14 protein-coding genes and 1 tRNA gene are annotated in these 13,860 nt (G+C 72.1%); 3 read left to right on the top strand and 12 right to left on the bottom strand.

Going from position 1 to position 13,860, the window contains the following annotated elements:
* The first annotated feature begins 135 nt into the window (after positions 1–135).
* Positions 136–1,509 carry a glycosyltransferase 87 family protein gene (locus ABEB09_RS22720; protein ID WP_345691753.1) on the top strand — a complete coding sequence of 458 codons (1,374 nt, stop codon included), beginning with the start codon at positions 136–138 and terminating at the stop codon, positions 1,507–1,509.
* On the opposite strand, the gene ABEB09_RS22715 is transcribed toward ABEB09_RS22720, so the two are convergent.
* From ABEB09_RS22715 to ABEB09_RS22685, 7 genes are all read right to left on the bottom strand, one after another.
* Positions 1,488–1,721 carry a hypothetical protein gene (locus ABEB09_RS22715; RefSeq protein WP_030494108.1) on the bottom strand — a complete coding sequence of 78 codons (234 nt, stop codon included), beginning with the start codon at positions 1,719–1,721 and terminating at the stop codon, positions 1,488–1,490. The two genes, ABEB09_RS22720 and ABEB09_RS22715, sit on opposite strands and share 22 nt — an antisense overlap.
* Before the next feature lie 147 nt (positions 1,722–1,868).
* Positions 1,869–1,941 (bottom strand) — tRNA-Ala (locus tag ABEB09_RS22710).
* Positions 1,942–2,036: 95 nt separating this feature from the next.
* On the bottom strand, positions 2,037–2,690 hold the full coding sequence (locus tag ABEB09_RS22705; protein ID WP_345694045.1) for a histidine phosphatase family protein: 654 nt from the start codon (positions 2,688–2,690) through the stop codon (positions 2,037–2,039).
* The gene (gene rsfS / locus ABEB09_RS22700; RefSeq protein WP_345691752.1) at positions 2,687–3,154 is read right to left on the bottom strand and encodes a ribosome silencing factor; all 468 of its coding nucleotides are present in this window, start codon (positions 3,152–3,154) and stop codon (positions 2,687–2,689) included. The genes ABEB09_RS22705 and rsfS overlap by 4 nt, the downstream gene beginning before the upstream one ends.
* Before the next feature lie 67 nt (positions 3,155–3,221).
* Positions 3,222–4,931: an LCP family protein gene (locus ABEB09_RS22695; protein WP_345691751.1), complete on the bottom strand. Its 1,710-nt coding sequence runs from the start codon at positions 4,929–4,931 to the stop codon at positions 3,222–3,224.
* A 19-nt stretch (positions 4,932–4,950) separates the two neighbouring features.
* Positions 4,951–5,571, bottom strand: a complete 621-nt coding sequence (nadD, locus tag ABEB09_RS22690) for a nicotinate-nucleotide adenylyltransferase (RefSeq protein WP_345691750.1) — start codon at positions 5,569–5,571, stop codon at positions 4,951–4,953.
* A 53-nt stretch (positions 5,572–5,624) separates the two neighbouring features.
* Positions 5,625–5,786 (bottom strand): hypothetical protein, encoded by a 162-nt coding sequence (locus ABEB09_RS22685; protein WP_345691749.1) that lies wholly within the window; start codon positions 5,784–5,786, stop codon positions 5,625–5,627.
* 281 nt (positions 5,787–6,067) lie between these two features.
* Between ABEB09_RS22685 and ABEB09_RS22680 the strand changes: the two genes are divergently transcribed.
* Positions 6,068–7,177 carry a M48 family metallopeptidase gene (locus ABEB09_RS22680; protein ID WP_345691748.1) on the top strand — a complete coding sequence of 370 codons (1,110 nt, stop codon included), beginning with the start codon at positions 6,068–6,070 and terminating at the stop codon, positions 7,175–7,177.
* A 462-nt stretch (positions 7,178–7,639) separates the two neighbouring features.
* Here the strand turns inward: ABEB09_RS22680 and ABEB09_RS22675 are convergent, their stop codons facing one another.
* Positions 7,640–8,791, bottom strand: a complete 1,152-nt coding sequence (locus tag ABEB09_RS22675; protein ID WP_345691747.1) for an SCO2583 family membrane protein — start codon at positions 8,789–8,791, stop codon at positions 7,640–7,642.
* Between the two features lie 186 nt (positions 8,792–8,977).
* Here ABEB09_RS22675 and ABEB09_RS22670 point away from each other — a divergent pair, with 186 nt between their 5' ends.
* On the top strand, positions 8,978–9,256 hold the full coding sequence (locus ABEB09_RS22670) for a hypothetical protein (RefSeq protein ID WP_345691746.1): 279 nt from the start codon (positions 8,978–8,980) through the stop codon (positions 9,254–9,256).
* Positions 9,257–9,680: 424 nt separating this feature from the next.
* Here ABEB09_RS22670 and ABEB09_RS22665 read toward each other — a convergent pair whose 3' ends face one another.
* From ABEB09_RS22665 to proB, 4 genes are all read right to left on the bottom strand, one after another.
* A complete protein-coding gene (locus ABEB09_RS22665; RefSeq protein ID WP_345691745.1) occupies positions 9,681–10,241 on the bottom strand; it encodes an SCO2584 family spore wall biosynthesis protein in 561 nt (186 codons plus the stop codon).
* Between the two features lie 77 nt (positions 10,242–10,318).
* On the bottom strand, positions 10,319–11,620 hold the full coding sequence (locus ABEB09_RS22660; protein WP_345691744.1) for a glutamate-5-semialdehyde dehydrogenase: 1,302 nt from the start codon (positions 11,618–11,620) through the stop codon (positions 10,319–10,321).
* Positions 11,621–12,104: 484 nt separating this feature from the next.
* Complete coding sequence (locus tag ABEB09_RS22655; protein ID WP_345691743.1) at positions 12,105–12,542, bottom strand: hypothetical protein; 438 nt, start codon at positions 12,540–12,542, stop codon at positions 12,105–12,107.
* Between the two features lie 123 nt (positions 12,543–12,665).
* Positions 12,666–13,802 (bottom strand): glutamate 5-kinase, encoded by a 1,137-nt coding sequence (gene proB, locus ABEB09_RS22650; protein ID WP_345691742.1) that lies wholly within the window; start codon positions 13,800–13,802, stop codon positions 12,666–12,668.
* Positions 13,803–13,860: the final 58 nt, after the last annotated feature.

The raw sequence follows: 13,860 nt of genomic DNA, 5'->3' as shown, positions 1-13,860 counted from the left end.
TTGCGGTGTGCCGCCCTGCTCGGGTTTCCCTTGCGGGCTTCCCTCGCGGCGACACAGAGAACATTACACGGTCCCCCCGGTGATTCACCAAATCGTTTACGGTCCGGCGGCCGGCGGCAGGTAGCGTCGCCCCACGTGACCGTCTCCTTCGCCGTGCAGGCCCGCCTCCGGAGCCTGCCTCTTTCCGCCGTCGCCGCCTGTCTGGCCTCGTTCGCGGCCTTCTGGATCGCCCAGCGCGTGGCCCACGTCACGATGCTGGATCTCTCCGTGTACCGGGCGGAGGGCGAGACCGTGCTGGCCGGCGGCGACCTCTACGCGATGCGCGCCACATCGGCGAACCTGCCGATGACGTATCCGCCGTTCGCCGCGCTGCTGTTCACGCCGCTGACGCTGGTCGGCGTACCGGAGATGCGGGTGCTCGCCACGGCGGGGAACATGCTCCTGCTGGTGGCCCTGGTGCACTTCTCGCTGCGCCTGGTCACCTCGGGGCCGCTGGACCGGAGCCGCCCGGGTGCGGCGTTCTGGGAGCGGCCGGGCGCGGCGCTGTGGGTGTCGGCGGTCGCGATCTGGCTGGAGCCGGTGTGGCAGACGTTCCGGTACGGGCAGATCAACCTGCTCATCGTGGTGGCCGTCCTGTGGGACCTGACGCGGCGGGCGGGCAGCCCGTGGGTGGGCGTCGGCATAGGTCTGGCCACGGCGGTGAAGCTCACGCCGGGCCTGTTCGTGGTGCTGCTGCTCGTCGTCGGGGTGGCACGCGCGCGTGCGCGGGGCTGGAGCCCCTGGTGGAACGAGTGGCTGCGCCGGGCGGTCGCGGCGACCGGGGTGTTCCTGCTCGTGACGGTGGCGTCCGCGGTCCTGTTGCCGTACGACTCGCGGCGCTTCTGGACCGAGATGATCTTCGAGACGAGCCGGGTGGGCCGTACCGAGGAGACGGCGAACCAGTCGCTGAGCGGGGTGCTGGCGCGTCTGCTGCACACGACCGATCCGGGGCTGTGGTGGGTGGTGGCCGCAGGCCTGGTGGGGGTGGCGGGTCTCGCGGTCGCGGTGCTGGCGGCGCTGCGCCGGGACCGGCCGGTGGCGGTGGTGGCGTGCGGGACGACGGCGCTGCTGGTGAGTCCGATCTCGTGGTCGCACCACTGGGTCTGGTGCGTTCCGGCGCTGATGCTGCTGGCCACGCGGGTGCGGCCGGTGTGGACGGCGGGCACGGCCCTGGTGTTCGTGTCGTTCGCGCTGTGGTGGGTGCCGCACGCCCCGGCCCCGGTGCGGCTCGAACTGCACCAGAACGCCGGGCAGATGCTGCTGTCCGGGCTCTACACCCTTGTGGGGCTCGGCCTGTTGGCGTGGTTCGCGGTCCAGGTGGCACAGGCGGCCGGACGGCCGCCCGTGGCCGCGCCGAGCAGGACACAGGCTGCGGCGGCCGGAGATCAGGCCGCGGCGGCCGGCCCACGGGAGGCGGCGGGTGAGTCTCCGGACCCGGCGGGTGAGCCTCAGGCCGTGGCGAAGGAGTAGAAGCGCTTGAGGGTGCAGTGTTCGTCGAGCAGGCGCCCGTAGATCGGCTCCCCTTCGAGTTCCCGGTAGGTCTCGATGGGGTCGCCTTTTATGATCAGCGCCCGCGCGCACTCCTCGCACCAGTACTGGTAGTCGGGGTTCACCGGGTCCATGTCACGGACGATCGGGGTGCCGCTGCCGCACCAGTCGCACTTCCGCCTGTGCGCACCCATCACTCACCCTCCCGTCCGGCACGTCGACCCCTCCGGCCGTCCGATTCTGCCATGGGCGGGCACGGCCGGCAGGGGGTCGGAGGGCGGCCCGTGGATCAAGGGGTAAGCAGAAATCCCGCCCCCTACCGGGGACGGGATCCTGGACTGTGGAGCTAAGGAGAATTGAACTCCTGACCTCTTGCATGCCATGCAAGCGCTCTACCAACTGAGCTATAGCCCCTCGTGTTCTTCGCGCTCCGCGCTGCGAACAAGAAGAACTTTAGCCTGTCACCTGCCCGAAAGTGAAATCCGGGTCCGGGGAGCCGTACGGAGGTCTCAGTCGTCGTCGCCGAGGACGGGCTCGGGGAGCGTCCCGGCGTTGTGCTCCAGCAGTCGCCAGCCGCGCGCGCCCTCGCCCAGGACGGACCAGCAGCAGTTGGAGAGGCCGCCCAGGCTCTCCCAGTTGTGCGGCTCCAGCCGGAGGAGCCGGCCGATGGTCGTACGGATCGTGCCGCCGTGGCTGACGACGACGAGGGTGCCTTCGGCGGGCAGCTTCTCGAGGTGTTCCAGGACGACGGGCGCGGCCCGGTCGGCGACCTCGGTCTCCAGCTCACCGCCGCCGCGGCGGACCGGCTCGCCGCGCTTCCACGCGGCGTACTCCGCGCCGTACCGGTCGACGATCTCCTCGTGGGTCAGCCCCTGCCACACGCCCGCGTACGTCTCGCGGAGCGCGGAGTCGTGGCTGACGGCGTGGCCGGTGAGCGCGGCCAGCTCGGCGGCCGTGGCGGCCGCCCGCTTGAGGTCGGAGGCGATGATCGCGTCCGGCTTCAGGGCCGCGAGCAGCCGGGCGGACCGGCGCGCCTGGGCGAGGCCGGTCTCGGTGAGCTCGATGTCCGTGGTGCCCTGGAAGCGGCGCTCCAGGTTCCAGGAGGTCTGGCCGTGGCGCCAGAGGACGATACGGCGGCCCCTGCCGCCCTTGCCGGCGCTCAGCTCAGCTCACCGTCCGTGACCGCCGCCGCGGCGGAGTCGGGGCCGGAGCCGTCGGTGCCGGTCAGCCGGGCGTGCTCGGCGGCCTTGCCGCGGGTCTTCTTGGCGTCCTCGGGCAGCGCCAGCTCGGGGCAGTCCTTCCACAGCCGCTCCAGCGCGTAGAAGACACGCTCCTCGCTGTGCTGGACATGGACGACGATGTCGACGTAGTCCAGCAGGACCCAGCGGGCCTCACGGTCGCCCTCACGGCGGACCGGCTTGGCGCCGAGCTCCTTGTTCAGCCGCTCCTCGATCTCGTCGACGATGGACTTGACCTGGCGGTCGTTGGGCGCGGAGGCGAGCAGGAAGGCGTCGGTGATCGACAGCACATCGCTCACGTCGTAGGCGATGATGTCGTGCGCGAGCCGGTCGGCGGCCGCCTGGGCGGCGGCGTTGACGAGCGCGATGGATCGGTCGGTGGCGGTCACAAGCAGGCTTTCGTCGGCGGTCTGGGGACACCTCCAGGGTCTCACGTACCGCCGACAGCCCGACAAGTCACCGGTCGATCTTGTAATCCCTGCCCAGGACGACGGTGACGTCCGCGTTGGCGGCGGCCTCGCCCTTGCGGACGGATTCGGCCGGCAGACCGAGGGTCTTGGCGACCTCCTCGGCCTTCGGCTTCTGCGCCGCGTCGCCGTAGAGAACCTCGGAGGAACTCTCCGTGTCCGCCCGGCCACTGTCGATGACCGCGTAGCCGCCGTTGACCAGGACGATGCGGGCGGCCTCGGTGGCCTTGTCGTCGCCGGTGGCGTTGCGCACGCCGACCCGGACGGCGGAGCCCTGCTCGGGCGAGCTGACGGAACCGCCGAGGATCTCCTGGACGACGCTGCGGCTCGCCTCCTCGGTGAGGCGGCCGTCGTCCTGGACGGGCAGGAGCGCCGTCTTGTAGTCACCGACCTTGGCGTGCTCGGCCAGCTTGGCGAGGGAGGCGCCCAGGTCCTTCTCGGGCAGCGACGGGTCCAGGATCTGCGCGAGCGTCTGGATCGTCGTCGTGGCGTTCTTCGGGTCGTCGGGCAGCTTGCGCAGCACGGCGTGGACGACCTGGCCGAACCGCTGGAGCTGCGCGGCCTCGGCCTCGCCGCCGCCGCGGTGCGTCGCGTACGCGACGGCCATGCGTCCGTTGAGAGTCTGGTTCTCGCCCTTGCTGACGAGCGGCGGGGCGCCCTTCTTCGTGTCGGGCACCTCGGTGTCGGTGGTCAGGTCGATGCCGCCGACCAGCTCGACGAGGTTCTCCAGGTACGGAGTGTCGAGCCGCCACGTACCAGTGATCTTCGTGCCGAGGAGGGTGCCGATGGCCTCGCGGGTACCGGTGGAGCCGTCGTCCTCGACGGACTTGGCGAGGGTGGTCGTGGTGCCGTCCTCGTTGGCCACGGCGAGGGCGTTCGGCAGCAGCACGGTGGAGCCCTGCTTGGCCGTGGCGTTGTCGACCAGGAGCGCCGTGGACGTGGACTTGTTCTGGGTGTTGTGCAGGTGCAGGACGATCACGTCCCGCTTCTGGGGTCCGGTGGCGGTGGCGCCGCCCTGCTGGGACTGTTTGCCGGACAACCCGGGGAGCAGGCCCGCGTACCAGAGGTAACCGACGCCGCCGACGAGGGCCAGGGCGAGGACGACGACGAGGGCGATGACGCGGTTGCGGCCCCGGCGCTTGGCCTCCTCACGGCGCTCCGAACGGCTCTCCGTGAACTTGAGCCAGTCGATGACGTCCTCGGAGTCCTCGTTCTCCTCCTCGATGAACGAGAACTGCTCCGTGCGGTACTCCTCGGACCGGCCGCCGGGACCGCTGCTCCTGCCACCGCCGTCACGTGGTTCGGAGGGCGCCGGGCGGCGCTGCTCGGGGACGGCGGAGGGGGCGGCCGGCGGCTGCGGCGCGGCGGCCGGGGCGGGGGCCTGCGGCTGCGGCTGGGTCTGCTGGGGCGCGGCCTGCCACTGCTGGGCGCCCTGCGTGCCGTACGGGTCGTAGCCGTACACCTGGCCGCCATCGGACCCGCCCTGGTACGGCTGCTGCTGCGCGTACGGGTCGTACCCGTAGCCCTGCTGGGGCTCCTGGTACTGCTGGGGCTGCTGTGCCTGCTGGGGTGCGTACGGGTCGTACTGCTGCTGTTGCTGCTGAACCTGCTGGTACACCGGCTGCCCGTACTCGTCGTAGCCGATGATCTGCGGCTGCGGCGTGTAGTACGGGTCGTACGGGTTGTTCTGGTCGGTCACCGGTGCCCCTCTCCGTGGCTCACTCGCCGCGGTACAACTGGCGCTTGTCGATGTAGCGCACCACGCCGTCCGGCACCAGATACCAGACGGGATCGCCCTGGGCGACCCGCGTGCGGCAGTCGGACGAGGAGATGGCCAGGGCGGGCACCTCGACGAGGGAGACCCCGCCCTTGGGCAGACCGTCGTCCGACAGGTCGTGTCCGGGGCGGGTGACCCCGATGAAGTGGGCGAGCGAGAACAATTCCTCGGCGTTGCGCCAGCCCGGCATGATCTGCGAGAGCGCGTCGGCGCCGGTGATGAAGAACAGATCCGTGTCGGGGTTGAGGGAGCGCAGGTCCCGCAGCGTGTCGATGGTGTACGTCGGTCCGGGCCGGTCGATGTCGATCCGGCTGACCGAGAACTGCGGGTTCGATGCCGTGGCGATGACCGTCATCAAGTAGCGGTCCTCGGCGGGCGAGACCGTCTTGTGGGTCTTCTGCCACGGCTGACCGGTCGGGACGAACACGACCTCGTCCAGATGGAACAGGGCGGCCACCTCGCTGGCGGCCACCAGGTGTCCGTGGTGGATCGGGTCGAACGTCCCGCCCATCACGCCCAGGCGGCGTTTGCCGGGACTTCTCGGCACTTCCTGCTCTCCCATGCGTGCAGAGCCTAACGGCACGGCGGGTACGTCCGGTCCCGGCGTCCGCCGGCTCAGCGGTCGCGGTTGAAGCGAGTGGTGATCCACAGCAGCAGGAGCAGCGCGAAGAGGGCGCCGCCACCGGTCAGGTACGGGTTGAGGCTTTCGTGGTTGCCACCGTGCTCGGAACCCTCGGCGAGCGTGACCAGGCTGGCAGCGGCGGTGTGGAGGCTCATCTTCTGCGGGACCAATCCATCGGAGTCGGAGCGGAGACTTCGCGCACATCGTATGCGTGCGGTGCGGAAGTGCTCACGGCGGGCACGCTCACGCCCGCCCGGTCGTTGTTCCTCCGCGGCGTCGTCTCCGGCGGAGCTGCGCGGCTCGATTCCCCGGCGGACGCTCCGCGAGTGGTTGTCCACAGGCCGTTGTCCACAGGCCCGGCGGCCCAGAGCGCCAGCGCCTACTCTGGGCTCCGTCAGGGGGACGAGGCAGGTCTCGTACGAAACTGGGGGCATCCATGACACAGAACGGCCACGAGAACGGCCAGGGGAACGTGCCGAGCAGGCAGCGCACGCGCTTCCCCGGCATCTCCTCACGGGCCTACGAGCACCCCGCGGACCGCTCCGCGCTCGTCGCCCTGCGCAAGCTCAGCGGGTTCGACACGGTCTTCAAGGCACTGAGCGGCCTGCTGCCGGAACGCAGCCTCAGGCTGCTGTTCCTCTCCGACTCCGTGCGGGTGAGCGACGCCCAGTTCGCCCACCTCAACGACATGCTGCGGGACGCCTGCTACATCCTCGACCTGGAGAAGGTCCCGCCGATGTACGTCACGCAGGACCCGAATCCCAACGCCATGTGCGTCGGCCTGGACGAGCCGATCATCGTCGTCACCACCGGTCTGGTGGAGCTGCTGGACGAGGAGGAGATGCGGGCGGTCGTCGGCCACGAGGTGGGCCACGCCCTCTCCGGCCACGCCGTGTACCGCACGGTGCTGCTCTTCCTGACCAACCTGGCGCTCAAGGTCGCGTGGATCCCGCTCGGCAATGTGGCGATCATGGCGATCGTCACGGCGCTGCGGGAATGGTTCCGCAAGTCGGAGCTGTCGGCCGACCGGGCCGGACTGCTCGTCGGGCAGGACCTCCAGGCGTCGATGCGCGGCCTGATGAAGATCGCGGGCGGCAACCATCTGCACGAGATGAACGTGGACGCCTTCCTGGCACAGGCCGAGGAGTACGAGGAGGGCGGGGACCTGCGGGATTCGGTGCTGAAGATCCTGAACGTGCTGCCGCGCTCCCACCCGTTCACCACGGTGCGCGCCGCGGAGCTGAAGAAGTGGGCGGATAGCCGCGACTACCAGCGGATCATGGATGGCCACTACCCGCTGCGGTCACAGGACAAGGACACGTCCGTCTCGGACTCGTTCCGCGAGTCGGCCAGCCACTACGCCGACCACGTGCGCTCCAGCAAGGATCCGCTGATGAAGCTCGTCGGGGACATAGCCGGCGGCGCGGGCGACCTGGGCGGCAAGCTGTTCGAGAAGTTCAGCGGCGCAGCGGGCCGTCCGAACGGCGGCACGGGCAACGGCAGCACCGACAGCGGGAGCGGCGGCACTGGCGAGGACAGGGCCTGATCGCCCTGCCCGGCTGATCACCTGGCCGGTTGATCGGTCCCGTGGCTGACCGGTCCTTCGGGGGGTCAGCTGGTCTGCCCGGTTACGGGCTGGCGAGTCCCCAGAGCTCGCCGGTGCCGGGCAGACCAGTCTCCGGGCGGACCAGTCCAAGGCCGATCAGTCCCGAACTCACCGGCTCGGTTCGACCAGTCCCTGCCAACACCGGTTTCGTGGGCGACCAGCCTCCGGGCCCACCAGTCCCGGGCCGATCAGTCCTGGGCTGTCCGATCTCCGGCTGACCCGACCCGCGCCGGCCAGACCCGGACTCACCGGCCCGGATCCAACCGGTCGTGGGATCACCGGTTCCTGAGCGACCGGACGCCGGGCTCACCAGTCCCCGGGCGGATCAGTCCGGGGCGACCGGTCCCTGGGGCTCACTGGTTCTGGGCCGGTCAGGCCCCAGGGCGGCCAGGCCGTGGGCTGTCAGCCCGGAAGCTGGTCGGGGCGGGGCTGGGGTAGGGCCGATCGTGCAAGGGTGCCGCAGAGGTGGGCTGTCTTCGCCTCGGTGCCGGTTCGGTACGGGTCGACGACCGGTGGTTCGGCGGACGTTGCCCGCTGGCCGGCCAGCAGCGGGCGAAGGGAGCCGGACAGGTCGGCGGAGCAGTCCATGGGGCCTGCCTCGGTCCGGCTGGTGACCAGCTCGGCGCGGTGCATCCGCAAGTCGTCGCGGTCGAAGCGGAAGCGCAGCTCGCGTCGGACGGTGAACAGGGACGCCGCCGCGGTGTCGCTGCCCGTAGACGGGCCCGCGGCCGGACGCAGGGTGTAGGCGAAGGTGTGGTCCGACGTCACCTCCAGGACGTCGGGCGACGCCTCGACGACCCGCAGCGTGCCCCGTGCGCGGACGGCGGTGTCCGCCAGGGCCACCCGGGCCGGGTCGAAGCGCACGAGCCAGCCGGCGGTGGCGTGGCGCTCGTCCGCGGACGGCGAGTCGACGCTCCGGTCGAACTGGGCGAGCTGGTCGGGGTCCAGCAGGAGCCGGACGGGGCGCACGGCTCCGCCGGCGAGGATGTCGGGGTCGAGGGAGGAGAGCACCAGGTAGTCCTTGGCGGTGCTGAGGGCGGTCATCACCTGGCCCTCGGAGAAGTGCGGGGTGCGCCGGGCGGGCGGCACGGTCACCCCGGCTGCGCCGGTGCGGTACTGGGCGGCGGGGCTGCGGGCGTACAGCTCGGCGGGTTCCCCTCCCGGGACGGGGGTCTGCGGGGCGAGCGGAAGGAGGGTGATGCGCAGCGGCTCGGCGCGGTGGTCGGGCGGCAGCTGGTAGGGGCTGCGGGAGCCGACGTACACAGCGGCGGCGAAGAGTGACGCGACGAGCAGGACGAGGAAAAGGGCGCGGGGTCGGGACCTGCGGCGACCGGAGTCCACGGTGTACGGAGGCGTGGAGGAGGCGCCGGGGCGGCTGCGGACAGCCTGGGTGTGGTCGTCCATGCGCTCTTCGGCGGAGAGTTCCTGGAGGCGGGCAGCGCGGACGAACGACTCGTCGAAGACGACGGATCGGTACTCGTCCTCTGAACCGCCGGGGAGTCCCTCCGGTGTGCCGTCGGGAGGCCCGTCGGGCGGGTCGACACTCCCTGCCATACCTTCAGGGTAGGTCTGGCGCGGGTCCGGTAAACGCCCTGCTCGGCGGCAACTTCTGACGAGTGCTCAGCGGAATGCCGAGGGGACGGGAGGCTGCGCCTGGGAGCGGGGCAGCCGTGCTGGTCGCGGTGCAGCGGGATACCCGGGCGGCCGGGCAGGCCCGTGCTCGTGCGGCGGGGCAGGCCGATGCCGACGCGGCTGGGCAAGCTGATGCCTGCATGCCCGGATAGGCCGGTGCTGCGCGCGGCCGGGCAGACCGGTGCCGGCGCGGCCAGGCAGGTCATGCTCGCGCGGCCGAGCAGACCGGTGCTGCTGCGGCCGGGCAGGCCCGTGCTCGCGCCGCCACGCAAGCCGCCGCTCGTGCGGCCGAGCAGACCGGTGCTCGCGCGGCCATCCAGGACCGTACTGAGCGCGGCCGAGCAGACCGGTGCTCGTGCGGTCGAGCAGACCGGTGCGCGCCGCTAGACAGACCGCTGCGCGCGCCGCCAGACAGGCCCGTACCCGCGCCGCCACGCAAGCCGCCGCTCGTGCGTCCGGGCAGACCGGTGCTCGCGCGACCAGCCAGGCCCGAGCTGAGCGCCGCCGCGCAGACCGGTGCTGCTGCGGCCGGGCAGGCCGCTGCGCGCGCCGCCAGACAGGCCCGTACCCGCGCCGCCACGCAAGCCGCCGCTCGTGCGGCCGGGCAGACCGGTGCTCGCGCGGCCATCCAGGCCGTGCTGAGCGCGACCCAGCAGACCGGTGCTCGCCCCGCCCGGCAGGCCGGTGTCGGCGCGGGTGGGGAGGCCCCTGGGGCGGGCTATTCGGGGGCCCGGCGGGCCGGCGAACCGGGGGCCCGGCGGGCTGTGGGATGTCGCGAGGTGGCCCCTGGCCGTGGCCGGGTGCCGGGGGGTCAGGGGGTGTGGGGAAGGGCCGGGACCGGTGGGGCCGTGTAGGCGGCGGAGGCGGAGGGGCCGGGGCCCGCTTCGGCGGAGCCGCTGGTCGCGGGGGCCGGTATCTGGTCGTCGCGGTCGCCGGAGGAGCTGCGGTACACGGCGGTGAAGGCGAGGGCGACCATGCCGACGCCCATCAGGAGGGCGACGACCCACGCAACGGGGCGGTACCAGCGGGAGCTGGGGCGGTACGGGCGCAGGGCGCCGCCGTACGGGCCGTAGGGCCCGTAGATGCCGTACGGGCCGTACAGGTCGTCGTCGTAGTCGTGGCCGTGGCCGCCGGGGCCGTACAGGTCGTCGTCGGCGGCCGGGGTGCCGCGTCCGGCCCTGGCGGCGTCCGCGTCGGCGCGGGCCTGGGCGGCGGCGACCAGGCGCTCGACGGCGCTGGGTTCATGGAACGCGGCAGCCCGTACGAAATCCTCGTCGAACACCACGGAGGCGAAGTCCTCGTCGGCGCCTCCGCGGTCGTCGTCGGGCTCCCAGCCGTTCGGGAACGGCCTGCCCCCCACGTCGTCCGGCACGGGTTCAGGGTAGACCGGGGAGATTGGTTTGGGCAGGGAGAGCGGGAAACCTCCCTGCCCCGACCGACCGGGGGTGGTTACCGGATGTGACCGTCGCCGGTGACGATGTACTTGGTGGAGGTCAGCTCCGGGAGGCCCATGGGGCCACGGGCGTGCAGCTTCTGCGTGGAGATGCCGATCTCCGCGCCGAAGCCGAACTGACCACCGTCCGTGAAGCGCGTCGAGGCGTTCACGGCGACCGTGGTGGAGTCCACCAACTGGGTGAACCGGCGAGCGGCGGCCTGGGAGGTGGTGACGATGGCCTCGGTGTGACCGGAGGACCAGAGCCGGATGTGGGCGACGGCGGCGTCGAGGCTGTCGACCACGGCGGCGGCGATGTCGTAGGACAGGTACTCGGTCTCCCAGTCCTCCGGCGTGGCCGGGACGACGGTGGCCTTGGAGCCCTCGGCGTAGGACAGGACGCGCTCGTCGCCGTGGACGGTGACGCCGGCCTCGGCGAGGGCGTCCAGGGCACGCGGGAGGAACTCGGTGGCGATGTCCTGGTGGACGAGGAGGGTCTCGGCGGCGTTGCAGACGCTGACCCGCTGGGCCTTGGAGTTGACCAGGATGTCGACGGCCATGTCGAGGTCGGCGCGGGCGTCGACGTAGACGTGGCAGTTGCCGGTGCCGGTCTCGATGACCGGGACGGTGGACTCCTCGACGACCGTGCGGATGAGGGAGGCGCCGCCGCGCGGGATGAGGACGTCGACGAGGCCGCGGGCGCGCATCAGCTCGCGCACCGAGTCGCGGGACTCGCCGGGGACGAGCTGGACGGCGTCCGCGGGCAGGCCGGCGCCGCCGACGGCGTCGCGCAGGACGCGGACGAGGGCCGTGTTGGAGGAGTACGCGGAGGAGGAGCCGCGCAGCAGGACCGCGTTGCCGGACTTCAAACAGAGGGCGGCGGCGTCGACGGTCACGTTCGGCCGAGCCTCGTAGATGATGCCGACGACGCCGAGCGGGACGCGGACCTGGCGCAGGTCGATGCCGTTGGGGAGGGTGGAGCCGCGTACGACCTCGCCGACGGGGTCGGGCAGGGCGGCGACGTGCCGGACGTCGGCGGCGATGGCCCGGACCCGCTCCGGGGTCAGGGTCAGGCGGTCGATGACCGACTCGCTCGTGCCGGCCTCCCGGGCGCGGGCCACGTCCTCGGCGTTGGCCTCGACGATCTCGCTGGTCCGCACCTCCAGGGCGTCCGCCATGGCGAGGAGGGCGTCGTCCTTCGTCGCGCGCGGGAGTGGCGCGATCTCGGCGGAGGCCGCGCGGGCGCGGTAGGCGGCCTGGGCGACCGGCGACATGTCGTCGTACGGGTTGAGGGACGGGGAGGCGGAGTGCGAGGTCATGCCCGCAGGGTAATGCGGTTTCGGCGGGCATCCCTCACATATCCCGCACTACGAGACGGCCGCCCGCGCCCGTGGACGCCCTGGGCGCCCTGGCGGTCCGTGCCCGTCGGCGCCCGTGGACGCCCTGGGCGCCCCGGCGGGTGCGTGCCCGCCCGCCCGTGCACACCTCGCGCGCGCCAGCCGACGCCCTGCAGCCCGTGAGGACGCCGTGCCCGCCCGTTGGACGCGCCTTGCCACCCGTGGGACGGCTCCACGCCCGCTGGACGCCCTCCAGGCCGGTGGTACGCCTTCCACCACGCCCCTGGCCGCCCTCCAGGCCGGGGTACGCCTTCCGTGCCAGTGGATAGGCCTCCAGGCCGCTGGGCGCCCCTCAACACCCCTGGACGCCCTCCAGGACCGCCGGACGCCCTCCAGGGCCCGTGGACGCCTCCCGCGCCCGTGGGTGCCCCGTGCGGCCGCGGTTCGGCCGTGCCGTTCGGTGCGGTCAGTACGGGTGGACGCCCACCGGGGCGGCCGGTGGGGGGCCGTAGCCCTCGGCGATGCGCTGGTGGTAGGTCTCGCGGTCGATGACCTCCAGGCCGACGATCTCCCACGGGGGCAGCTTGGCGCTCTGCCGGTGCTCGCCCCACAGCCGCAGCGCCACCGCGGCGGCGTCGTGCAGGTCGCGGGCCTCCTCCCAGTACCGGATCTCGGCGTGATCGTTGGCGTACCTGCTGGTCAGCAGGAAGGGGTGGTCGTGGGCGAGCTGTTCGAGCGCCCGCCTGACCTCCTTCAGCGGCGCTTCCGCACCGGACACGCTGAGGGTGATGTGCCACAGCTTGGACACCGGCCGGTCCGGGGTGAAGTCGGCCCCGGCCCCGACACTCGTCAAGGCACGTTCGGTCGTCCCGCGGGCCGCTGCCCCTGGGCGCGCTCGTCTCACCGGCGGCCTCCTGTTGATGCGTTGTCGTGCTGTCACCCCGCCTTACCCCCCAGACAAAGTTGACCAGTCCTGGACGGGACGCGGGGCGGTTTTGGTAAAGGTCTCCGGCGGATGACCCGACTTTCAGCCGTTCCAGGGGTGCAGGACGACCAGATCGTCCCTGTGTACGACTTCTCTCTCGTATGCCGGACCCAGCTCTTTCGCCAGGTCTTTGGTGGAACGCCCCAGAAGCTGGGGGATTTCCTTGGCGTCGAAGTTGACCAGTCCGCGGGCGACGGGCCGGCCGTCGGTGTCGCGCAGCTCGACCGGATCGCCCGCGCCGAAGTCGCCCTCGACGGCGGCGATGCCGGCGGGGAGCAGCGACTTCCTGCCGTGCACGACGGCCCGTACGGCCCCTTCGTCGAGGGTGAGCGACCCCTGCGGCGCGGAGGCGTGGGCCAGCCACAGCAACCGGCCGGCGGACCGCCGTCCGGTGCGGTGGAAGTACGTGCCGGTGTCGCGGCCCGCGAGGGCGTCGGCGGCCCGGCTGGCCGAGGTGAGGACGACGGGGATGCCCGCGGCGGCGGCGATCCTGGCCGCCTCGACCTTGGTGACCATGCCGCCCGTGCCGACGCCCGCCTTGCCCGCGGAGCCGATCTCGACGCCCGCCAGGTCCTGGGGGCCGCGTACCTCCTCGATCCTGGAGGTGCCGGGCTTGCTGGGGTCGCCGTCGTAGAGGCCGTCCACGTCGGACAGGAGGACCAGCAGGTCGGCGCGGACGAGGTGGGCGACGAGCGCGGCGAGCCGGTCGTTGTCGCCGAACCGGATCTCGTCCGTGGCGACCGTGTCGTTCTCGTTGACGACCGGGAGGGCGCCCATGGTGAGGAGCTGTTCGAGGGTGCGGTAGGCGTTGCGGTAGTGGGCGCGGCGGCTCATGTCGTCGCTGGTGAGCAGCACCTGGCCGACGCGCACCCCGTAGCGGGCGAACGACGCGGTGTAGCGGGCGACGAGGAGGCCCTGGCCGACGCTGGCGGCGGCCTGCTGGCGGGCGAGGTCCTTGGGGCGGCGTTCCAGGCCGAGCGGGGCGAGGCCGGCGGCGATGGCGCCCGAGGAGACGAGGACGATCTCCTTCTCGCCGCGGCCCCGAACCTTGGCGAGTACGTCGACGAGCGCGTCGACCCGGTCGGCGTCGAGACCGCCCGACGCTGTCGTGAGCGACGACGAACCGACCTTCACGACGATCCTGCGGGCTTCCGTTACGTACTGCCTTGCCACTGTCACATGGCGAATCTATGCCAGTGGCGGCCGTCCGTGCGCGGACATTCCACTCGATGGACAC

This window comes from Streptomyces coeruleoprunus (genome assembly GCF_039542925.1).
In the GTDB taxonomy this organism is placed as follows: domain Bacteria; phylum Actinomycetota; class Actinomycetes; order Streptomycetales; family Streptomycetaceae; genus Streptomyces; species Streptomyces coeruleoprunus.
This window is presented reverse-complemented; position numbering and strand designations above follow the sequence as displayed.

What these genes read in the sequence shown, in the direction of transcription:
- nadD (WP_345691750.1), bottom strand. Translation starts at nt 5,571, where the DNA reads ATGGGAGAGCAGGAAGTGCCGAGAAGTCCCGGCAAACGCCGCCTGGGC.
- ABEB09_RS22675 (WP_345691747.1), bottom strand. Translation starts at nt 8,791, where the DNA reads ATGGCAGGGAGTGTCGACCCGCCCGACGGGCCTCCCGACGGCACACCG.
- ABEB09_RS22685 (WP_345691749.1), bottom strand. Translation starts at nt 5,786, where the DNA reads ATGAGCCTCCACACCGCCGCTGCCAGCCTGGTCACGCTCGCCGAGGGT.
- ABEB09_RS22715 (WP_030494108.1), bottom strand. Translation starts at nt 1,721, where the DNA reads ATGGGTGCGCACAGGCGGAAGTGCGACTGGTGCGGCAGCGGCACCCCG.
- ABEB09_RS22660 (WP_345691744.1), bottom strand. Translation starts at nt 11,620, where the DNA reads ATGACCTCGCACTCCGCCTCCCCGTCCCTCAACCCGTACGACGACATG.
- ABEB09_RS22680 (WP_345691748.1), top strand. Translation starts at nt 6,068, where the DNA reads ATGACACAGAACGGCCACGAGAACGGCCAGGGGAACGTGCCGAGCAGG.
- ABEB09_RS22670 (WP_345691746.1), top strand. Translation starts at nt 8,978, where the DNA reads ATGCCGACGCGGCTGGGCAAGCTGATGCCTGCATGCCCGGATAGGCCG.